Source organism: Streptococcus sp. HMSC056C01 (genome assembly GCF_001811305.1).
In the GTDB taxonomy this organism is placed as follows: Bacteria; Bacillota; Bacilli; order Lactobacillales; family Streptococcaceae; genus Streptococcus.
In genome coordinates this window covers 1-22,001 of the sequence record NZ_KV804201.1, presented here as the reverse complement: position 1 = coordinate 22,001, position 22,001 = coordinate 1, and the positions used below count along the sequence as shown (strand labels likewise).

The window sequence follows — 22,001 nt, the reverse complement described above, 5'->3', positions numbered from 1 at the left end:
CTCAAGAGAAAGTAGCATGTTCAAATTTGTAAATTTGTCAAAAAATAATATGATTTAAAGGATAAAACTAGTTTTTTCATTCTGTAAAATGGGCTAAAACCTTGCTATGATTGGCTTTTTGAAAAATTATGGTATAATAGTAGTAGTTTTAATAGATGGAGTTGAATTTTGAAAAAACGCTTTCGTGTAAAAAAAGAGAAAGATTTTAGTGCAATATTTAAAAAAGGGGAGAGTTTTGCTAATCGTAAATTTGTTATTTATCGATTAGAAAATAATGAGCAGCATTTTCGAGTTGGTCTGTCTGTCAGCAAAAAATTGGGAAACGCTGTCACGAGGAATCAGATCAAGAGAAGAATTCGACATATTCTGATTGAACATAAAAATCAGCTGGTTGAAAATGTAGATTTTGTTGTGATTGCTCGAAAAGGTGTTGAAATCTTGGACTACGCGGAAATGGAGAAAAATCTACTTCACGTATTAAAGTTATCAAAGATTTACCAGGAAGGAAATGGGAGTGAAAAAGAAATTACAGTTGACTAGCTTAATGGTGCTTGCTTTATTTGTGATGAGCGCCTGCACGGCTAGTGGTACGACGAGTGAGATTACAGCTGAATCAACAGGTTTTTGGAGTAAATTTGTTTATTTTTTTGCTGAAATCATTCGCTTTTTATCATTTGATACAAGTATTGGTCTGGGGATTATATTATTTACCCTTCTGATTAGAACGATTCTTCTACCAGTCTTTCAGATACAAATGGTGGCATCTAGAAAGATGCAAGAAGTACAACCACTGGTTAAGGAGTTGCGAGAACGTTATCCGGGACGGGATATGGAGAGCCGTACCAAGTTGGACCAAGAAATGCGTCAGTTGTTCAAGCAACATGGTGTCAAACAGTCAGCTTCTCTTTGGCCAATCTTAATCCAAATGCCAGTCTTGTTGGCCTTGTTCCAAGCTTTGAGTAGGGTAGAATTTCTAAAAACGGGTCATTTCTTATGGATTAACCTTGGTGGTGTTGATACGACTTTTGTTTTGCCTATTCTGGCAGCTATCTTTACTTTCCTTAGCACCTGGTTATCCAATAAGGCCATGGTTGAGAAAAATGGCGCCATGACAGGAATGATGTATGCAATGCCAGTCATGATTTTCTTCTTTGCCATGTATTCACCAAGTGGGGTTGCCTTATACTGGGCGGTATCCAATGCTTATCAGGTGCTCCAAACCTATCTGCTCAACAATCCATTCAAGATTATTGCAGAGCGTGAGGCGGGAGTACAGGCTAAGAAGGATTTAGAAATCAAGAAGAGAAAGCTCTCAAGAAAGCACAGAAAAAGAAAAAGTAAGGAGGAATCTTGTAATGGTATTATTTACAGGTTCAACTGTTGAGGAAGCAATCCAAACGGGATTGAAGGAATTGGGGATTCCTAGAATGAAGGCGCATATTAAGGTTGTCTCAAGGGAGAAAAAAGGTTTCTTTGGCCTTTTTGGGAAGAAACCAGCGCAAGTTGATATCGAAGCAATTAGTGAGACAACTGTTGTGAAGGCAAATCAGCAAGCAGTCAAGGGAGTTCCAAAGGAAGTTAATGCTAAGAACGAACCCGTTAAGACTGTTAGTGAGGCAACAGTAGACTTAGGTCATGTTGTTGAAGCAATCAAGAAAATCGAGGAAGAAGGACAAGGGATCTCTGAAGAGGTTAAGGCCGAAATTCTAAAAAATGAGAAAGAGGCTAGTACAATTTTAGAGGAGACTGGTCATATTGCCATTTTAAAAGATTTACTGCCAGAAGAATCTAAAGAGCAGGAAGAAGTCGAGCAGAATGATGATTTAGAAAATCTAGGTTTGAAGATTGAACCGACCTATGATATTGACCAGGTGGTCGAAGAAGTGACCAACTATGTTCAAGGTATTATTGATGATATGGATGTTGAGGGAGCAATCTCAAGCACTTCAAATCGTCGTTCTATCAATATGCAAATTGATACCAATGAACCGGGCCGTATTATCGGTTACCACGGGAAGGTCTTGAAATCTCTCCAACTTTTAGCACAGAATTATCTCTATAATCGCTATTCAAGAACCTTCTATATTACCATCAATGTTAATGATTATGTAGAACACCGTGCAGAAGTCTTGCAAAGTTATGCACAGAAGTTAGCTACACGTGTCCTAGAAGAGGGGCGTAGTCAGGTGACTGATCCAATGTCTAGCAGCGAACGTAAAATCATCCATCGTATTATTTCACGTATGGAGGGTGTCACTAGTTATTCAGAAGGTGATGAGCCAAATCGTTACGTTGTGGTTGATACAGAATAATCAAAGCAAAATCAGGGGCATCCTGATTTTTTGCTAGCTAAGGGAGGTTGATCCTATGTTGAATACAATGAGAGAATATCTAGCTTACTCTGGTTTACAGTATCAAAAACCCGAGAGGGCAGGTCAAGAAGCTGAAAAAATGCTTTATTTGAGGAGCAAGGGGCAGAAGGCCAGAAAGGCCTTTACACACTTAGCCAAGGCTTTTCAAGAAAGACATCCAGAATGGGATCTCCAAGGGACGAGTCAGTGGATGAATCAAGCCCAACGTTTGCGACCGCATTTCTGGGCCTATCTACAGCGTGAGGGAGAAGTGACAGAGCCTATGTTGGCTCTTCGTTTATATGGAAGCCCTTCTGATTTTGGAGTTTCACTAGAAGTGAGTTTTATAGAACGTAAGAAGGATGATAAAACTTTAGACAAGCAGGCCAAGGTCCTAGAAGTTCCAGTATTAGACGGAATTTACTATCTAGTCTACTCAAATGGAGAAAGTCACAAGATGGAGGCTACTGAGGAAAATCGTCAAATTTTAAGAGAAAAACTATCCCATCAGGAAGTCCGAAAAGTTTTGGTGAAGATAGATGTTCCAGTGGCCGAAAATTCATCTGAAGAAGAAATCCTAGAAGTCCTACTGGAATCTTATGAAACAATTCTTCCCTTTTATCTAGCTACGAGAAAATAAGATAAGCCGTAAAATATCATAAATCATACAGTCCAAGAGTGAACAGTCCGCTGTGTAATTCTTGGTCTTTTTGTTTCCGTTTTCACATTATATAATAAACTTACAAAAACAATTCAAAAGGAGAACAATTATGGAAGTCATTTCAAGTGTTCTAAATTGGTTTTCTAGCAATATTTTGCAGAATCCCGCATTTTTCGTAGGTATATTGGTGTTGATAGGATATGCACTTTTGAAAAAACCTGCTCATGATGTTTTCTCAGGTTTCGTTAAAGCAACAGTAGGCTATATGTTGCTCAACGTGGGTGCTGGTGGTTTGGTTACAACTTTCCGTCCAATCTTGGCAGCCCTTAACTACAAATTCCAAATTGGTGCAGCGGTTATCGACCCTTACTTTGGACTTGCTGCAGCAAACAACAAAATTGCAGCAGAGTTTCCAGATTTCGTTGGAACTGCAACTACAGCTCTCTTGATTGGATTTGGAGTGAATATCTTGCTTGTAGCTCTTCGCAAGATTACGAAAGTAAGAACCCTCTTTATTACTGGTCACATCATGGTACAACAAGCTGCGACTGTATCTCTTATGGTTCTATTCTTAGTTCCACAATTGCGCAATGCTTATGGTACAGCAGCAATCGGTATCATCTGTGGCCTTTACTGGTCAGTTAGTTCAAATATGACTGTTGAGGCAACTCAACGTCTGACTGGTGGTGGCGGATTTGCGATTGGTCACCAACAACAATTTGCAATCTGGTTTGTAGATAAAGTGGCAGGACGCTTTGGTAAGAAAGAAGAAAGTCTAGACAATCTTAAATTGCCTAAGTTTCTCTCAATCTTCCACGATACAGTTGTTGCATCTGCTACCTTGATGCTCGTATTCTTCGGAGCCATTCTGTTAATCTTGGGTCCAGACATTATGTCTAATAAAGAAGTCATCACTTCAGGAACTCTATTCAATCCTGCAAAACAAGATTTCTTTATGTACATTATCCAAACAGCCTTCACCTTCTCAGTTTACTTGTTCGTTTTGATGCAAGGTGTCCGCATGTTCGTATCTGAGTTGACAAATGCCTTCCAAGGTATTTCAAACAAATTGTTGCCAGGTTCATTCCCAGCAGTTGACGTTGCAGCTTCTTATGGATTTGGTTCTCCAAACGCTGTCTTGTCTGGATTTGCCTTTGGTTTGATTGGTCAATTGATTACAATTGTCTTGCTCATCGTCTTTAAAAACCCTGTCCTTATTATTACAGGGTTTGTACCAGTGTTCTTTGATAATGCAGCCATCGCGGTCTATGCTGATAAGCGTGGCGGATGGAAAGCAGCCGTTATCCTATCCTTCATCTCAGGTGTCCTTCAAGTTGCCCTAGGAGCTCTATGTGTAGCCCTTCTCGACTTAGCATCTTACGGTGGTTACCATGGAAATATCGACTTTGAATTCCCATGGCTCGGATTTGGCTATATCTTTAAATACCTCGGTATTGTTGGTTATGTACTTGTGTGTCTCTTCTTGCTTGTTATTCCTCAACTTCAATTTGCCAAAGCAAAAGATAAAGAAAAATACTACAACGGTGAAGTTCAAGAAGAAGCATAGTTTCTAGAAAAGGAGAAAATAAAATGGTTAAAGTATTAGCAGCGTGCGGAAATGGAATGGGTTCATCTATGGTTATCAAGATGAAGGTTGAAAATGCCCTCCGTAAGCTTAATCAAACAGACTTTACAGTCAATTCATGCAGTGTTGGTGAAGCAAAAGGCTTAGCAGCAGGCTATGACATCGTAATCGCTTCTCTTCATTTGATCCAAGAATTGGAAGGTCGGACTAATGGGAAGTTAATTGGACTTGACAACTTGATGGATGATAAAGAAATCACTGAAAAACTCAGTCAAGCACTACAGTAAAAGGTTGGAGGGGGCTGGACAGAAACTGAGAGTTATCGTTTCTGTCCTTCTCCCTCTTTAAATAAAGGAGGCAGATATGAATTTAAAACAAGCTTTAATTGACAATGACTCGATCCGACTAGGGTTAGAGGCTAACGATTGGAAGGAAGCAGTCAAGGTAGCAGTAGATCCCTTGATTGAAAGTGGAGCAATTTTACCAGAGTATTACGATGCTATTATCGAATCAACTGAAGAGTATGGCCCTTACTATATCTTAATGCCAGGTATGGCTATGCCCCACGCTAGACCTGAAGCTGGAGTGCAAAGAGATGCCTTTTCATTGATTACCTTACAAAATCCTGTTGTATTTTCAGATGGGAAAGAGGTCTCTGTTTTGTTGGCACTAGCGGCAACAAGTTCAAAAATTCACACAAGTGTAGCCATTCCACAAATCATTGCCTTATTTGAATTAGAAGATTCTATTGCACGTTTACAGGCTTGCCAGACTAAAGAAGATGTCTTGGCGATGATCGAAGAATCTAAGGATAGCCCTTATCTTGAAGGATTGGATTTAGAAAGTTAGAAAGAGGAATAAAGAAATGACAAAAAGAATACCTAATTTACAAGTTGCATTAGACCATTCAGACTTGCAAGGAGCGATTAAAGCAGCTGTTTCTGTTGGTCAGGAAGTAGATATTATCGAAGCTGGAACTGTTTGCTTGCTTCAAGTTGGAAGTGAATTGGTTGAAGTCTTGCGTAGCCTTTTCCCAGATAAGATTATTGTGGCAGATACAAAATGTGCCGATGCTGGTGGAACAGTTGCCAAAAATAATGCCGTTCGTGGAGCAGATTGGATGACTTGTATCTGTTGTGCAACCATCCCTACCATGGAAGCTGCTCTAAAGGCTATCAAGGCTGAACGTGGAGACCGTGGCGAAATCCAGATCGAGCTGTATGGTGATTGGACTTTTGAACAAGCTCAGCTTTGGCTAGATGCAGGTATCTCACAAGCTATCTATCACCAATCTCGTGATGCCCTTCTTGCTGGTGAAACTTGGGGTGAAAAAGACCTTAATAAGGTTAAAAAACTCATTGACATGGGCTTCCGTGTTTCTGTAACAGGTGGTCTAGATGTAGATACTCTCAAACTCTTTGAAGGCGTTGATGTCTTTACCTTTATCGCAGGTCGTGGAATTACAGAGGCTGCGGATCCAGCAGGAGCAGCGCGTGCCTTCAAGGATGAAATCAAACGAATTTGGGGGTAAGCCATGGCACGTCCAATTGGAATTTATGAAAAGGCAACCCCGACTCACTTTACCTGGCTAGAACGTTTAAATTTTGCCAAGGAGTTAGGCTTTGATTTTGTCGAGATGTCTATTGACGAACGTGATGAGCGCTTAGCAAGACTTGACTGGAGCAAGGAAGAACGCTTGGAAGTTGTCAAAGCGATCTATGAAACTGGTGTTCGTATTCCCTCTATCTGTTTTTCAGGCCATCGTCGTTACCCATTGGGATCAAATAATCCAGTTCTAGAGGAAAAATCTCTGGAACTCATGAAAAAATGTATCGAATTAGCTCAAGATTTGGGAGTTCGTACGATTCAATTAGCTGGTTACGACGTTTACTATGAGGAAAAGTCACCCCAGACACGCCAACGTTTTATTAAAAATTTGAGAAAAGCTTGTGACTGGGCAGAAGAAGCTCAGGTGGTACTTGCCATCGAAATTATGGATGATCCTTTCATCAATAGCATCGAAAAATACTTGGCTATAGAGAAAGAAATTGACTCTCCCTACCTCTTTGTCTATCCAGATATTGGGAATGTGTCTGCCTGGCATAATGATGTCTACAGTGAATTTTATCTCGGCCACCATGCTATTGCAGCTCTCCATCTCAAGGATACTTATGCAGTGACAGAAAGTTCAAAGGGCCAATTTCGAGATGTACCTTTTGGGCAAGGTTGTGTCAAATGGGAAGAAGCTTTCGATATTTTAAAGCAAACCAATTATAATGGACCTTTCCTAATCGAAATGTGGTCTGAAAATTGTGAAACTGTAGAAGAAACACGCGCAGCCATTCAAGAGGCCCAAGCCTTTCTCTACCCACTTATTAAGAAAGCAGGTCTGATGTAAGATGAATCAAGTAATCAATGATATGCGTAAACGAGTCTGTGATGCCAATCAATCATTGCCAAAACATGGACTTGTTAAATTTACCTGGGGCAATGTATCGGAAGTCAATCGCGAACTCGGTGTCATTGTTATCAAACCATCAGGTGTAGATTATGACGAATTGACACCTGAAAATATGGTGGTAACTGACCTGGATGGCAAGGTTCTAGAAGGAGATTTAAGACCATCTTCTGATCTTCCAACTCATGTGCAGTTATATAAGGCTTGGCCAGAGATTGCTAGTGTGGTCCATACCCATTCGACTGAAGCCGTTGGTTGGGCTCAGGCAGGTCGTGATATTCCTTTCTATGGAACAACCCATGCGGATTATTTCTACGGTTCAATCCCTTGCGCTCGTAGTTTGACTAAGGATGAAGTAGAAGTTGCCTATGAAAAAGATACTGGCCTGGTTATCGTAGAAGAGTTTGAACGTCGTGGTCTCAACCCTGTTGAAGTACCAGGGATTATCGTACGTAATCACGGTCCATTCACCTGGGGCAAAAATCCAGAGAATGCTGTCTATCACTCTGTTGTACTAGAGGAAGTATCTAAGATGAATCGCTTCACAGAGCAAATCAATCCAAGGGTTGAACCTGCTCCTCAGTACATCCTAGAAAAACACTACCAACGTAAACATGGACCAAATGCTTATTACGGTCAAAAGAAATAAGAAATTGAATTGAAAAGAGGCTAGGACCTTTCGATCCAAGCCTCGCTTTTGTAGTTGTAAGTATCCACTGTTAAGAGTTTACAGCATATAATTGCAAAGTCTGTACGAATGTGATACCATTATAAAGTTGTTTTGGAAGCGATTGACAAATAGAGGAGTATGAATTATGGTATTAGATAAGGCGAGCTGTGACTTGCTTCAATATTTGATGGATCAAGAAACGTCCAAAACGATTATGACGATTTCAAAAGATCTAGCTCAATCTCGAAGAAAAATCTACTATCACATTGATAAAATCAATGATGCTTTGGACGATGAGAATTTGCATATCATCAGTCTGCCTCGGATTGGTATTTACTTGACCGATGAACAAAGAGAAGCATGTCGTCAATTATTAGACGAGGTTGATTCTTATGATTACATCATGAGTGCAAACGAGCGGATGCAGCTGATGCTCCTTCTGATTGGTATTTCTAAAGAGAGAATCACGCTTGAAAAACTCATGGAATTAACAGAAGTCTCTCGAAATACGGTCCTAAATGATTTAAATACTATTCGTTACCAGCTGACACTAGAGCAGTATCAAGTAACGCTTCAAGTTAGTAAATCTCGAGGTTACTATCTAAATGCACATCCTCTTAATAAAATCCAGTATCTTCAATCCCTTCTCTATCATATCTTTATGGAGGAAAATCCAGCCTTTGTTGCTATTTTAGAGGAAAAAATCAAGGAACGATTAGACGGTGAGATGCTTCTTTCCGATGAGGTCAATCAATTTCTCAAAAAACAGGTTCCATTGGTTGAGCAGGATTTGGGGAAAAAAATAAACCATCACGAAGTCACTTTTATGTTACAGGTCCTCCCCTATCTTCTACTTGGATGTGATACCGTTACTCGTAATCAGGACAAACACCAAGAAATTGAGCAAGAGTTTTCATTGATTCGAAAGAGAATAGAATACCAGGTATCCAAGAAACTAGGAGAACGCTTGTTTGAAACATTTGGAATCTCGTTTTCAGAATTAGATAGATCTCTGTTGGCCATTCTTTTGTTATCCTATCGAAAAGATCGAGACATCCATGCAGAAAGTAAAGATTTTCAACATCTGAGGATGGCTTTAGAAGAGTTTATTTGGTATTTTGAATCCCAAACCAGAATGGAAATTGAACAGAAAGAAGACTTGTTGAGGAATCTTGTGATTCATTGTAAGGCGCTATTATTCAGAAAGAACTATGGTATTTTCTCAAAAAATCCCTTAACGCGTCAGATTCGTTCTAAGTATAGTGAACTTTTCGTAATTACAAAAAAATGTGCAGAAGTGTTAGAAGAGGCTTGGCAGATTCGATTGACGGATGATGAGATTGCCTATTTGACCATTCATGTTGGAGGTTTTTTAAAGTATACTCCATCGATTCAAAACAATACCAAGAAGATTTATATTGTATGTGATGAGGGAGTGGGCGTTTCTAAACTCTTACTTAAACAATGTCGATTCTATCTTCCAAATGAACAGATAGGGGCAGTCTTTACAACTGAGCAGTTCAAAAGCGTAGAGGATATTACTCAGGTTGATTTACTAATCACAACCAACGATGAACTTGAGAGTCATTTCCCGGTTTTAAAGGTAAATCCTATACTTGAGGCAGAAGATATTTTACGCATAACAGACTTTATGAAGAATAAGGTCCTCAGAAAAGACGGTCGAACCTTCAAGGAAAATCTATCAACCATTATCGGCACCTATATATCTGATAAACATGCAGCGGCAAAATTACAAGAAGAAATTCAACTTTTAATCAACCAAGAATTAGTCATCCAAGCTTTTTTAGATGAATCATAAACATCACAGTCCAATGATGAACACAAGCCTGTGTTTTTCTTGGTCTTTTTTAATATATCGGTCGGTGTTATACTAAGTATGAAATAAATACTTGAACAAAATATGGAGGATTTCAAATGCCAAACGTAAAAGAAATTACAAGAGAATCATGGATTTTAGCTACTTTCCCAGAGTGGGGAACATGGTTGAACGAAGAAATCGAAGAAGAAGTCGTTCCTGAAGGCAACTTTGCCATGTGGTGGCTAGGCAACTGTGGTACTTGGATTAAGACACCAGGTGGTGCTAACGTTGTCATGGACCTTTGGTCAAACCGTGGAAAATCAACCAAAAAAGTGAAAGATATGGTTCGTGGGCACCAAATGGCAAATATGGCAGGTGTTCGTAAATTGCAACCAAACTTACGTGTTCAGCCAATGGTTATCGATCCATTTGCAATTAACGAACTAGATTACTACTTGGTTTCACACTTCCACAGTGACCATATCGACCCATACACAGCTGCAGCGATTCTCAACAATCCTAAGTTAGAGCATGTTAAGTTTATCGGTCCTTACCATTGTGGTCGAATCTGGGAAGGCTGGGGTGTTCCAAAAGAACGAATCATCGTTGTGAAGCCAGGTGATACTATCGAACTAAAAGACATGAAGATTCATGCAGTAGAATCATTTGACCGTACTTGCTTGGTAACTCTACCGGTAAATGGAGCTGACGAAACAGGTGGTGAACTTGCTGGGTTGGCTGTTACAGATGAAGAAATGGCTCAAAAGGCTGTTAACTATGTCTTTGAAACACCAGGTGGAACCATCTATCATGGTGCGGATTCTCACTTCTCAAACTACTTTGCGAAACATGGTAAAGACTTCAAAATTGATGTTGCTTTGAATAACTATGGTGAAAACCCAGTAGGTATCCAAGATAAAATGACTTCTATCGACCTTCTTCGCATGGCAGAAAATCTTCGTGCAAAAGTCATTATCCCAGTTCACTATGATATCTGGTCTAACTTCATGGCTTCTACGAATGAAATCCTAGAACTTTGGAAAATGAGAAAAGATCGCTTGCAATACGATTTCCATCCATTTATCTGGGAAGTTGGTGGTAAATACACTTATCCTCAAGACCAACACTTAATAGAATACCATCACCCACGTGGTTTTGACGACTGCTTCGAACAAGACTCAAATATCCAATTCAAAGCCTTGCTTTAATATAAAAATTTTTTCTGGAGGTTATCCGTATGTTGCACGATACGGATAATTTTCATATAATAGTACAAATAGAATATGTGATAGACCTATCACCTCAAAGAGAAAGGAAATTCTATGTCAAATCTATCTGTTAATGCGATTCGTTTTCTAGGTATTGACGCTATCAATAAAGCGAACTCAGGTCACCCAGGGGTGGTTATGGGAGCTGCACCGATGGCCTACAGCCTATTCACTAAAGAACTTCGTATCAATCCAGCTCAACCAAACTGGATTAACCGCGACCGTTTTATTCTTTCAGCTGGTCACGGGTCAATGCTCCTCTACGCCCTTCTCCACCTTTCTGGTTTTGAAGATGTGAGCATGGATGAAGTAAAGAACTTCCGTCAGTGGGGCTCTAAAACTCCAGGTCACCCAGAATTTGGGCATACTGCAGGGGTTGATGCAACAACAGGTCCTCTAGGACAAGGGATTGCGACTGCGACAGGTTTTGCACAAGCAGAACGTTTCCTTGCAGCTAAGTACAACCGTGAAGGTTATAACATCTTTGATCACTACACTTACGTTATCTGTGGAGATGGTGACTTGATGGAAGGTGTCTCAAGCGAAGCTGCTTCTTATGCAGGCTTGCAAAAGCTTGACAAGTTGGTTGTTCTTTATGATTCAAATGATATCAACTTGGATGGTGAGACAAAAGATTCATTCACAGAAAGTGTTCGCGATCGTTACAATGCCTACGGTTGGCATACAGCCTTGGTAGAAGATGGAACAGATTTAGAAGCTATTCATGCTGCTATTGAAGAAGCTAAGGCTTCAGGCAAACCATCTTTGATCGAAGTGAAAACTGTTATTGGATATGGTTCTCCAAACAAACAAGGGACTAATGCGGTACACGGTGCTCCTCTTGGTGCAGACGAAACTGCAGCAACTCGTCAAGCCCTTGGTTGGAACTACGAACCGTTTGAAATCCCAGCAGAAGTTTATGCTGATTTCAAAGAAAATGTTGCAGACCGTGGTGTATCAGCTTATGAAGCCTGGACAAAACTAGTCGCAGATTATAAAGAAGCTCACCCAGAACTGGCTGCAGAAGTGGAAGCAATTATCGAAGGGCGCGATCCAGTTGAATTGACTCCAGAAGACTTCCCAGCTTTAGAAAATGGCTTCTCTCAAGCAACTCGTAACTCAAGTCAGGATGCTTTGAATGTAGTAGCTGCTAAATTGCCAACCTTCCTTGGTGGATCAGCAGACCTCGCTCATTCAAACATGACTTACATCAAAACTGACGGACTTCAAGATGATGCAAATCGCTTAAATCGTAACATTCAGTTTGGTGTTCGTGAATTTGCAATGGGTACTGTCTTGAACGGAATGGCTCTTCACGGTGGACTTCGAGTTTATGGTGGAACTTTCTTCGTATTCTCAGACTATCTTAAAGCAGCAGTTCGTTTGTCAGCCTTACAAGGTCTTCCAGTGACTTATGTCTTCACTCACGATTCAATCGCAGTTGGTGAAGATGGACCAACTCATGAACCGATTGAGCACCTGGCAGGTCTTCGTGCGATTCCAAACCTTAATGTTTTCCGCCCAGCAGATGCGCGTGAAACTCAAGCAGCTTGGTATCAAGCAGTGAAGAGCGAGAAAACACCAACTGTTCTTGTCTTGACTCGTCAAAACTTGACTGTTGAAGAAGGAACAGACTTTGACAAGGTTGCGAAAGGTGCTTATGTTGTATATGAAAATGCAGCAGACTTTGATACAATTTTGATTGCGACTGGTTCAGAGGTTAATCTGGCTGTTGCAGCTGCTAAAGAATTGGCAAGTCAAGGTGGAAAAGTTCGCGTAGTCAGCATGCCATCTACAGATGTATTTGATGCACAAGATGCAGCATATAAAGAAGAGATTTTACCAAATGCAGTTCGTCGCCGTGTAGCAGTTGAAATGGGAGCAACTCAAAACTGGTACAAATACGTTGGTCTTGATGGAGCGGTTCTCGGTATTGATACCTTTGGAGCGTCTGCCCCAGCACCAAAAGTTTTAGCAGAATATGGATTTACAGTTGAAAACTTAGTAGAACTTGTAAACAACTTGAAATAAGAAAAATCAGGGCATTTGCTCTGGTTTTTTATTGACCTAAAATCAAGGTGCAATCTTGTAAAAACAAGTGAAATTTGATATAGTAGTTTTATCTGAATTACAAAGGAGAAAAAATAATGGGTGGGAATTTAACATTCTTGATTATGCTTGTTTTGATGTTCGGCTTGATGTTCTTCATGCAACGTTCTCAAAAAAAACAAGCTGAAAAACGTATGGAGAGCCTCAACAAACTTCAAAAAGGCTACGAAGTAATCACTATCGGTGGTCTCTACGGTACAGTCGACGAAGTTGATACTGAAAACAAAACGATTGTACTTGATGTAGACGGAGTATACTTGACTTTCGAATTAGGTGCAATTAGAACAGTTTTGCCAGTCAAAGAAGCTGTCACACCTGAAGGTGCAGTTATCGAAGAAGGCAGTGCTATTGAAGAATAAAACGGGGTGGAATGCATTCCCGTTTTTCTATAAATGAGAGGAACAATGATGAAAAAAGTTGTCTTTGTCTGTCTTGGTAATATTTGCCGTAGCCCTATGGCGGAATTTGTGATGAAATCCCTGACCGATAAATATGAGATTCAAAGTCGAGCGACTTCTTCCTGGGAACACGGTAATCCAATCCACAAAGGAACGCAAGGAATCTTTCGAAGTCATGGCGTTCCTTATGATACTTCAAAAACTTCCCAACAAATTTCTAAAAAAGATTTTGAGTATTTTGACTATATCATTGGGATGGATGAGTCTAATCTCGCTGATTTGCATCAGATGTGTCCACAGGATCAACAATACAAGATACAGCCTTTTGCATCTGAAAGCGTTCCAGATCCCTGGTATACAGGTGATTTTGAAGAAACTTATGACCGAGTTTTAGCTGGTTGCCAGGCTTGGTTAAGTCGCTTAGAAAATGAGAGTGAACATGGAAAATTTAAAAAAACTCTATGAAAAATATAGTGTCTATTTAACACGTCCCCGTTTAGAAATTGCGACAGTTATCGTCATTGTTGTCTGTGCAGGTCTTGTATTTCTGACCAATCTTCCAAAACAGGGCGTTCTTAAGCTTGATAACGATGCTATTATTTATGACGGGAGCCTAGTTCGTGGTAAGATGAATGGTCAGGGCACTGTTACCTTCTCGAACGGTGATACCTATACTGGAGAATTTAGCAATGGCGCCTTCAATGGTAAAGGTACCTACCAAGCTAAAGCAGGTTGGGTATATGAGGGAGACTTTGTAAATGGCCAAGCTGAAGGAAAAGGAAAACTGACTACCGAACAAGAAGTAGTCTATGAAGGGGACTTCAAACAAGGTTTATTTCAACAAGCACAATAACCTCCTCCTAGAAGGAGGTATTCTTCCAGAATATCAGAAAGCGCTTACATGGAAATAAAAACGGCTTACAAGACTGTTTTGCAACTAAGTTTGTGAAAAATAAAACTTTTATGGAATAATTCACAAACTTTAAGTGAAAAAGTGCATGTGTGGGTATATTTGAAATTGTTTTCACAAACAAATAAAAAAAGTTTGTGAAATGTCTATGAAACTGTTTACAAACGTTTAAAAAAGAGTTATAATAAACTTGTGAAAAAATTAACAAAGGACTTGTGATCCTTGAAAGCTATGGAGGAAAATATGGCTGATAAAAAAACTGTAACACCAGAAGAAAAGAAACTCGCTGCCGAAAAGCATGTCGATGGTTTGGTGCAAAAAGCTTTAGTTGCCCTTGAAGAAATGCGTAAACTTGATCAAGATCAAGTCGATTATATCGTAGCAAAAGCTTCAGTTGCTGCACTTGATGCTCACGGAGAATTGGCTTTACATGCCTTTGAAGAAACAGGACGTGGAGTATTTGAAGATAAAGCAACTAAAAACCTATTTGCTTGTGAGCACGTGGTAAATAACATGCGCCACACTAAAACAGTTGGTGTTATCGAAGAAGATGATGTAACAGGATTGACTCTTATCGCTGAACCAGTTGGTGTTGTTTGTGGTATCACTCCAACAACTAACCCAACTTCAACAGCAATCTTTAAAGCGTTGATTTCATTGAAGACTCGTAATCCTATTGTCTTTGCATTCCACCCATCAGCTCAAGAATCATCAGCTCACGCAGCTCAAATCGTTCGTGATGCAGCGATTAAAGCAGGTGCTCCTGAAAACTGTGTACAGTGGATTACTGAACCATCTATGGAAGCAACTAGTGCATTGATGAACCACGAAGGTATTGCAACAATCCTTGCAACAGGTGGTAATGCCATGGTTAAAGCTGCATACTCATGTGGTAAACCAGCTCTTGGGGTAGGTGCCGGAAACGTTCCAGCTTATGTTGAAAAATCAGCTAACATCCGCCAAGCTGCTCACGATATCGTAATGTCTAAATCATTTGACAATGGTATGGTCTGTGCATCTGAACAAGCTGTTATCATTGATAAAGAAATTTACGATGAATTTGTAGCAGAGTTCAAATCTTATCACACTTACTTTGTAAACAAAAAAGAAAAAGCTCTTCTTGAAGAGTTCTGCTTCGGCGTGAAAGCAAACAGCAAAAACTGTGCTGGTGCAAAATTGAACGCTGACATCGTTGGGAAACCAGCAACTTGGATTGCAGAACAAGCAGGATTTACTGTTCCTGAAGGAACAAACATTCTTGCCGCAGAATGTAAAGAAGTTGGTGAAAACGAGCCATTGACTCGTGAAAAATTGTCGCCAGTTATCGCAGTTTTGAAATCTGAAAGCCGTGAAGATGGTATTGCTAAAGCTCGTCAAATGGTTGAATTTAACGGTCTTGGACACTCAGCAGCCATCCATACAGCTGATGAAGAATTGACTAAAGAATTTGGTAAAGCTGTTAAAGCTATTCGTGTTATCTGTAACTCACCTTCTACTTTCGGTGGTATCGGGGATGTTTATAATGCCTTCTTGCCATCATTGACACTCGGATGTGGTTCTTACGGACGTAACTCAGTTGGGGATAACGTTAGCGCCATTAACCTCTTGAATATCAAAAAAGTCGGAAGACGGAGAAATAACATGCAATGGATGAAACTTCCTTCAAAAACATACTTTGAACGTGATTCAATTCAATACCTTCAAAAATGTCGTGATGTTGAGCGTGTCATGATCGTTACTGACCACGCTATGGTAGAGCTTGGCTTCCTTGATCGTATCATCGAACAACTTGACCTTCGTCGCAATAAGGTTGTTTACCAAATCTTTGCAGATGTAGAACCAGATCCAGATATCACTACAGTTGAACGTGGTACTGAGATCATGCGTGCTTTCAAACCAGATACAATCATCGCTCTTGGTGGTGGTTCACCAATGGATGCTGCTAAAGTAATGTGGCTCTTCTATGAGCAACCAGAAGTGGACTTCCGTGACCTTGTCCAAAAATTCATGGATATCCGTAAACGTGCTTTCAAATTCCCATTGCTTGGTAAGAAGACTAAATTCATCGCTATCCCAACTACATCTGGGACAGGATCTGAAGTAACTCCATTTGCCGTTATCTCTGATAAAGCAAACAACCGTAAATACCCAATCGCTGACTACTCATTGACACCAACTGTGGCAATCGTAGACCCTGCCTTGGTATTGACAGTGCCTGGATTTGTTGCTGCTGATACTGGTATGGACGTATTGACTCACGCAACTGAAGCATACGTATCGCAAATGGCTAGCGACTATACTGACGGACTTGCTCTTCAAGCCATCAAACTTGTATTCGAAAACCTTGAAAGCTCAGTTAAGAATGCAGACTTCCACTCACGTGAGAAAATGCATAACGCTTCAACAATCGCTGGTATGGCCTTTGCCAATGCCTTCCTAGGTATTTCTCACTCAATGGCCCATAAGATTGGTGCGCAATTCCACACAATCCATGGTCGTACAAATGCAATCTTGCTTCCATACGTTATCCGTTACAACGGTACTCGCCCAGCTAAGACAGCTACATGGCCTAAGTACAACTACTACCGTGCAGACGAGAAATATCAAGATATCGCTCGTATGCTTGGACTTCCAGCTTCTACACCAGAAGAAGGGGTTGAATCTTTTGCAAAAGCTGTTTACGAACTCGGTGAGCGCGTAGGTATCCAAATGAACTTCAAAGCACAAGGTGTTGACGAAAAAGAATGGAAAGAACATTCACGTGAGTTGGCCTTCCTTGCTTATGAAGACCAATGTTCACCTGCAAACCCACGTCTTCCAATGGTTGACCATATGCAAGAAATCATCGAAGATGCTTACTATGGTTACAAAGAAAGACCAGGACGCCGTAAATAATTGATTATCAGCCAAACCGAGGGTAAACCTCGGTTTTTTATGCTTAGAGAATATGTTTTTATTAAGAAATGCATAGAATTGGAGTAGGCTGCAAGGCTAAGTAAAGAAATGAAAATATTGCCAAAGCTTATCAGAAAAACAAGGCCAGCGCTTGCAATTAAACTCAAATAGTTATATAATAGGTATGTTGAAAGGTGATTTGTAGTGATTCAAGTTACTCTTTTCACAATAAAATTTTCATGATTTTCATAAGGAGGAAATCACTAATGGTAGTTAAAGTTGGTATTAACGGTTTCGGACGTATCGGTCGTCTTGCTTTCCGCCGTATCCAAAACGTAGAAGGTGTTGAAGTTACTCGCATCAACGACCTTACAGATCCAGTTATGCTTGCACACTTGTTGAAATACGACACAACTCAAGGTCGTTTCGACGGAACTGTGGAAGTTAAAGAAGGTGGATTTGAAGTTAACGGTAAATTCGTTAAAGTTTCTGCTGAACGTGATCCAGAACAAATTGACTGGGCTAACGACGGTGTAGAAATCGTTCTTGAAGCAACTGGTTTCTTTGCTACTAAAGCAGCTGCTGAAAAACACTTGCACCCAGGTGGAGCTAAAAAAGTTGTTATCACTGCTCCTGGTGGATCAGATGTTAAAACAGTTGTATTTAACACTAACCACGACGTTCTTGACGGTACTGAAACAGTTATCTCAGGTGCTTCATGTACTACAAACTGCTTGGCTCCAATGGCTAAAGCTCTTCAAGATAACTTCGGTGTTGTTGAAGGATTGATGACTACTATCCACGCTTACACTGGTGACCAAATGATTCTTGACGGACCACACCGTAAAGGTGACCTCCGTCGTGCTCGCGCTGGTGCTGCTAACATCGTACCTAACTCAACTGGTGCTGCTAAAGCTATTGGTCTTGTAATCCCAGAATTGAACGGTAAACTTGACGGAGCTGCACAACGCGTTCCTACACCAACTGGTTCAGTAACTGAATTGGTAGTTGTTCTTGAAAAGAATGTAACTGTTGATGAAGTGAATGCAGCTATGAAAGCAGTAGCCAATGAATCATACGGTTACACAGAAGATCCAATCGTATCTTCAGATGTTGTAGGTATGTCTTACGGTTCATTGTTTGACGCAACTCAAACTAAAGTTCTTGATGTTGACGGTAAACAATTGGTTAAAGTTGTTTCATGGTACGACAACGAAATGTCATACACTGCACAACTTGTACGTACTCTTGAATACTTCGCTAAAATCGCTAAATAATTCTTGAGTCGATAAAAGCAAGGCCAACTGGTCTTGCTTTTTTTGGTATCTATAAGAAAAAATGGATGATAGTGTCATCCATTTTGGTTTAATTCTCTTTCAAATGTGTCTGATAGCGCAGTAAAGCTTAATTTGTTTAAGGTCAGAGGATGGACAAAGGAAAGTTTAAATGCATGAAGCATTAGTCTTTTAGTTTTTGAATGTGGATTGTAGAGAGGGTCTCCAAGGATTGGATGACCGTGGTGAGATAGATGAACTCGAATCTGATGAGTACGTCCTGTTTTTAATCGACAACGAATGAGGCTAGTTTTGTTTTGAAATTGTTTCAATCGAGTTACTTGGGTTTCGGCGTATTGACCATTTTTTTGATCCACAACTCTTTTTCTACGATCGTGACGATCGCGACCGATTTTGTCTCGAAAAACAAGCTCTTTAGTTCCTATTTTTCCCTCAACCAGAGCCCAGTATTCGCGGGAGATTTCTTTTTTCTCCAATAATCGATTGAGGATGGGCAATATAAATGGATTTTTAGCAAATAGTACGAGTCCACTTGTTTCTTTGTCTAGTCTATGAACGACATAGCAAGTCTGGCCTACATAGGCGGTGACATGGTTGAGAAGAGCAATCTCATCTGGTTGATTCCCGTGAGTTTTCATACCTTCAGGTTTGTTAACGATAATCAAATGTTGATCTTGGTAGACTTCTTGGACAAGATTAGAATTCCCCCAAACAATTTCTTTTGTAGGATAATCCTCCTCGTCGAAGATCAGTTGACATTCATCTCCGGATTTGACAGTTTGATGCCAGTGGACTTCTTCTTGATTGATGAGAATGTGCTTTTTAATTCTCAAGAAATGCCGTATTTTTCTCGGAATGAGTAGTTGTTCTTCCAAGAAGACTTTGACAGTCATTTCAGGAAGAGAGTCAGGAATAACAAAGGTAAATTTCATACAGATATTGTAACAAAAAAAAGATTATTTGGATAGAGAAACTAGCTAAATTCTTGTCATCCTATGGGGAAGATGATAAAATAAACGCATGAAATTAGATACATTATTTGAAAAATTTCTTTCTTTATTTAAAAAAGAAGAAGCTGAAATGGAAGAAATAGAAATCGATGAAGTTAATAATGAAGAAAATACCACGACTAATTTAAGACGGTCAAGAGGTGGGCGAAAGAAAGTTGGGCAAGTCGGACCCATTCGAAAATTTTGGCGTCGCTATCATTTGACCAAAATCTTTCTAATTCTTGGACTAAGTGCAAGCTTGTTTGTTGGGGTCTATCTATTTGCCTTGGCTAAATCGACAAATGTTACAGACTTGCAGAATGCTTTGAAAACACGAACGGTAATTTTTGACAGAGAAGAGAATGAGGCTGGTGCCTTGTCAGGCCAAAAAGGGACCTATGTTGAACTTTCGGAAATTAGTGAAGATTTGCAGAATGCTGTTATTGCGACAGAAGATAGAAGCTTCTATAAAAATAGTGGAATTAACTATGGTCGCTTTTTCCTGGCTATCCTAACAGCTGGTCGCTCGGGTGGTGGTTCTACAATTACTCAACAGTTAGCGAAAAATGCTTATCTTTCACAAGACCAAACTGTTCAGAGAAAGGCTAAAGAATTCTTTCTTGCTTTAGAATTAACCAAAAAATACAGTAAAAAAGAAATTCTAACCATGTATTTGAACAATGCCTACTTCGGTAATGGAGTTTGGGGTGTTGAGGATGCTAGTAAAAAGTACTTTGGAGTTTCGGCATCGGAATTAACTCTTGATGAAGCTGCCACTTTAGCAGGCATGCTTAAAGGCCCAGAATTGTACAATCCTCTGAATTTCATTGAGCATTCAACTAATCGAAGAGATACTGTCTTACAAAATATGGTGGCTGCCGGCTACCTTGATAAAAATAAGGAAGCAGAAGCAGCAAGTGTTGATATGGCTTCTCAATTGAAAGATAGTTATGAAGGGAAAATATCAGACTACCGTTATCCTTCTTATTTTGATGCAGTTGTTAATGAAGCTATTGAAAAGTATAATCTAACAGAGGAAGAAATCGTTAATAACGGTTATCGAATTTATACGGAGCTAGATCAAAATTACCAAGCAAATATGCAGGTTATCTATCAAAATACTTCGCTCTTTCCGACAGCTGAAGATGGGACACATGCAGAGTCTGGTAGTGTCGCTTTGGAGCCAAAAACGGGTGGAGTTCGAGGAGTTGTTGGTCGAGTGGCAGGGGATGATAAGACAGGTTTCAGGAATTTTAACTATGCAACCCAATCAAAAAGAAGTCCAGGGTCGACTATTAAACCCTTGATAGTGTACACGCCAGCGGTTGAAGCGGGTTGGTCTCTTAATAAGGAGTTGGATAATCATACCATGCAATATGGTGATTATAAAGTAGACAACTACGCAGGAATCAAGACATCACGAGAAGTACCCATGTATCAAGCTTTGGCTAAATCTCTAAATTTACCTGCAGTAGCTACTGTTAAAGAACTTGGAATTGATAAAGCCTTTGAAGCGGGTGAAAAGTTTGGTCTCAACATGAGCGATGTAGATCGTGTGCTTGGAGTAGCTTTAGGTGGTGGCGTAGAAACTAACCCTCTTCAGATGGCCCAAGCCTACGCAGTGTTTGCAAATGAAGGACTCATGCCGGATGCTCACTTTATCACCCGTATTGAAAATGCTAGTGGTCAAGTGATTGCTAGTCATAAAAATACTCAAAAACGAGTGGTTGACAAATCGGTAGCTGATAAAATGACCAGTATGATGTTAGGTACTTTTACAAATGGTACAGGGGTCAGTTCGTCTCCAGATGATTATGTCATGGCTGGAAAAACAGGAACAACAGAGGCAGCCTTTAACCCAGAATATACCAGTGATCAATGGGTGATTGGCTATACCCCTGATTTAGTGATTAGCCATTGGCTTGGTTTCCCTACTACCGATGAAAATCATTATCTAGCAGGTTCGACTTCGAATGGTGCTGCTCACATTTTTAGAAGTATGGCGGAAACAATCCTACCATATACGTCAGGTAGCACCTTTACAGTTGAAAATGCTTATAAAATGAATGGTATTGCACCAGAAAATACACCTAAACAAACTACAAGTGATACTAGTACGCAGTCGGATGATATATTAGCAGATATTCGTGGACGAGCACAAAATCTGGTCGATGAAGCAGGAAAAGCTATTTCAGATGCTAAAATTAAAGAAAAGGCTCAGACTGTATGGGATACCATTGTAGATCTCTTTCGCTAATACATTTATAAGCTAAAAGACAAGGATTCAAATCTTTGCCTTTTTACTCTCACATGTCAGTATTCATACTTCCTGATACACTTTGGACTTGAAAAAACACAAGACAGAAACCAAAGCCCCTCTTTCCCCCTTTCTCTGCTATACTACAAGCAGAGAAAGGGGGAAAGCAAATGCTTGAGAAGTACTATGAGAAGGTAAAAGGAATTGTTCATAAATGTAGAAAAGATTATTATCTCCACCTGTGGGAGAAAGAGGATTGGGACCAAGAAGGAATGATCTGTCTCCATGAACTGCTTGAGGTCCATCCAGAACTAGTGGAAGAAGAAAAGAAACTCT

20 protein-coding genes and 1 pseudogene are annotated in these 22,001 nt (G+C 40.0%); 20 read left to right on the top strand and 1 reads right to left on the bottom strand.

All coding sequences use genetic code 11. From position 1 onward, the window contains the following. Positions 1-168 precede the first annotated feature (168 nt). The 18 genes from rnpA (at position 169) to gap (ending at position 18,401) form a co-directional block, all read left to right on the top strand. A complete protein-coding gene (gene rnpA, locus HMPREF2795_RS05315; protein ID WP_045762469.1) occupies positions 169-540 on the top strand; it encodes a ribonuclease P protein component in 372 nt (123 codons plus the stop codon). Next, positions 515-1,384: a YidC/Oxa1 family membrane protein insertase gene (locus HMPREF2795_RS05310; protein WP_186822900.1), complete on the top strand. Its 870-nt coding sequence runs from the start codon at positions 515-517 to the stop codon at positions 1,382-1,384. Before rnpA ends, HMPREF2795_RS05310 begins: the two co-directional genes overlap by 26 nt. Beyond that, positions 1,356-2,312: an RNA-binding cell elongation regulator Jag/EloR gene (gene jag / locus HMPREF2795_RS05305; RefSeq protein ID WP_049504883.1), complete on the top strand. Its 957-nt coding sequence runs from the start codon at positions 1,356-1,358 to the stop codon at positions 2,310-2,312. Before HMPREF2795_RS05310 ends, jag begins: the two co-directional genes overlap by 29 nt. A gap of 55 nt (positions 2,313-2,367) precedes the next feature. Continuing rightward, positions 2,368-2,991 carry a ribonuclease P gene (locus tag HMPREF2795_RS05300; protein WP_075228412.1) on the top strand — a complete coding sequence of 208 codons (624 nt, stop codon included), beginning with the start codon at positions 2,368-2,370 and terminating at the stop codon, positions 2,989-2,991. A 130-nt stretch (positions 2,992-3,121) separates the two neighbouring features. Further along, positions 3,122-4,579, top strand: a complete 1,458-nt coding sequence (locus HMPREF2795_RS05295) for a PTS ascorbate transporter subunit IIC (RefSeq protein ID WP_075228411.1) — start codon at positions 3,122-3,124, stop codon at positions 4,577-4,579. Positions 4,580-4,602: 23 nt separating this feature from the next. After that, the gene (locus HMPREF2795_RS05290) at positions 4,603-4,884 is read left to right on the top strand and encodes a PTS sugar transporter subunit IIB (RefSeq protein ID WP_000241466.1); all 282 of its coding nucleotides are present in this window, start codon (positions 4,603-4,605) and stop codon (positions 4,882-4,884) included. A gap of 76 nt (positions 4,885-4,960) precedes the next feature. Further along, positions 4,961-5,446, top strand: a complete 486-nt coding sequence (locus HMPREF2795_RS05285; protein WP_061863925.1) for a PTS sugar transporter subunit IIA — start codon at positions 4,961-4,963, stop codon at positions 5,444-5,446. Between the two features lie 16 nt (positions 5,447-5,462). Then, entirely contained in the window at positions 5,463-6,128 is a 666-nt protein-coding gene (locus tag HMPREF2795_RS05280; RefSeq protein ID WP_049548839.1) for a 3-keto-L-gulonate-6-phosphate decarboxylase UlaD, read from the top strand. A gap of 3 nt (positions 6,129-6,131) precedes the next feature. After that, the gene (locus HMPREF2795_RS05275) at positions 6,132-6,995 is read left to right on the top strand and encodes an L-ribulose-5-phosphate 3-epimerase (RefSeq protein ID WP_075228410.1); all 864 of its coding nucleotides are present in this window, start codon (positions 6,132-6,134) and stop codon (positions 6,993-6,995) included. A gap of 1 nt (position 6,996) precedes the next feature. Beyond that, positions 6,997-7,704 (top strand): L-ribulose-5-phosphate 4-epimerase, encoded by a 708-nt coding sequence (locus HMPREF2795_RS05270; RefSeq protein ID WP_075228409.1) that lies wholly within the window; start codon positions 6,997-6,999, stop codon positions 7,702-7,704. Between the two features lie 166 nt (positions 7,705-7,870). Further along, positions 7,871-9,544: a BglG family transcription antiterminator gene (locus HMPREF2795_RS05265; RefSeq protein ID WP_075228408.1), complete on the top strand. Its 1,674-nt coding sequence runs from the start codon at positions 7,871-7,873 to the stop codon at positions 9,542-9,544. Between the two features lie 116 nt (positions 9,545-9,660). Further along, entirely contained in the window at positions 9,661-10,752 is a 1,092-nt protein-coding gene (gene ulaG / locus HMPREF2795_RS05260) for an L-ascorbate 6-phosphate lactonase (protein ID WP_006153413.1), read from the top strand. Between the two features lie 114 nt (positions 10,753-10,866). Beyond that, positions 10,867-12,843, top strand: coding sequence for a transketolase (gene tkt / locus HMPREF2795_RS05255; RefSeq protein ID WP_075228407.1), 1,977 nt, complete (start codon positions 10,867-10,869; stop codon positions 12,841-12,843). 116 nt (positions 12,844-12,959) lie between these two features. Next, positions 12,960-13,280 carry a preprotein translocase subunit YajC gene (gene yajC / locus HMPREF2795_RS05250; RefSeq protein ID WP_000509386.1) on the top strand — a complete coding sequence of 107 codons (321 nt, stop codon included), beginning with the start codon at positions 12,960-12,962 and terminating at the stop codon, positions 13,278-13,280. Between the two features lie 48 nt (positions 13,281-13,328). Beyond that, a complete protein-coding gene (locus HMPREF2795_RS05245; protein WP_075228440.1) occupies positions 13,329-13,784 on the top strand; it encodes a low molecular weight protein-tyrosine-phosphatase in 456 nt (151 codons plus the stop codon). Further along, positions 13,759-14,172, top strand: a complete 414-nt coding sequence (locus tag HMPREF2795_RS05240) for an MORN repeat-containing protein (protein ID WP_049504892.1) — start codon at positions 13,759-13,761, stop codon at positions 14,170-14,172. The genes HMPREF2795_RS05245 and HMPREF2795_RS05240 overlap by 26 nt, the downstream gene beginning before the upstream one ends. A gap of 300 nt (positions 14,173-14,472) precedes the next feature. Then, entirely contained in the window at positions 14,473-17,124 is a 2,652-nt protein-coding gene (gene adhE / locus HMPREF2795_RS05235; protein ID WP_075228406.1) for a bifunctional acetaldehyde-CoA/alcohol dehydrogenase, read from the top strand. A gap of 266 nt (positions 17,125-17,390) precedes the next feature. Next, on the top strand, positions 17,391-18,401 hold the full coding sequence (gap, locus tag HMPREF2795_RS05230; RefSeq protein WP_045762475.1) for a type I glyceraldehyde-3-phosphate dehydrogenase: 1,011 nt from the start codon (positions 17,391-17,393) through the stop codon (positions 18,399-18,401). A gap of 74 nt (positions 18,402-18,475) precedes the next feature. On the opposite strand, the gene HMPREF2795_RS05225 is transcribed toward gap, so the two are convergent. After that, positions 18,476-19,351, bottom strand: coding sequence for an RluA family pseudouridine synthase (locus tag HMPREF2795_RS05225; protein WP_148131281.1), 876 nt, complete (start codon positions 19,349-19,351; stop codon positions 18,476-18,478). Between the two features lie 88 nt (positions 19,352-19,439). Between HMPREF2795_RS05225 and pbp2a the strand changes: the two genes are divergently transcribed. After that, positions 19,440-21,665, top strand: coding sequence for a penicillin-binding protein PBP2A (pbp2a, locus tag HMPREF2795_RS05220; protein WP_075228405.1), 2,226 nt, complete (start codon positions 19,440-19,442; stop codon positions 21,663-21,665). Between the two features lie 170 nt (positions 21,666-21,835). After that, a pseudogene (locus tag HMPREF2795_RS10905) lies at positions 21,836-22,001 on the top strand (sigma-70 family RNA polymerase sigma factor); the annotation flags it as partial.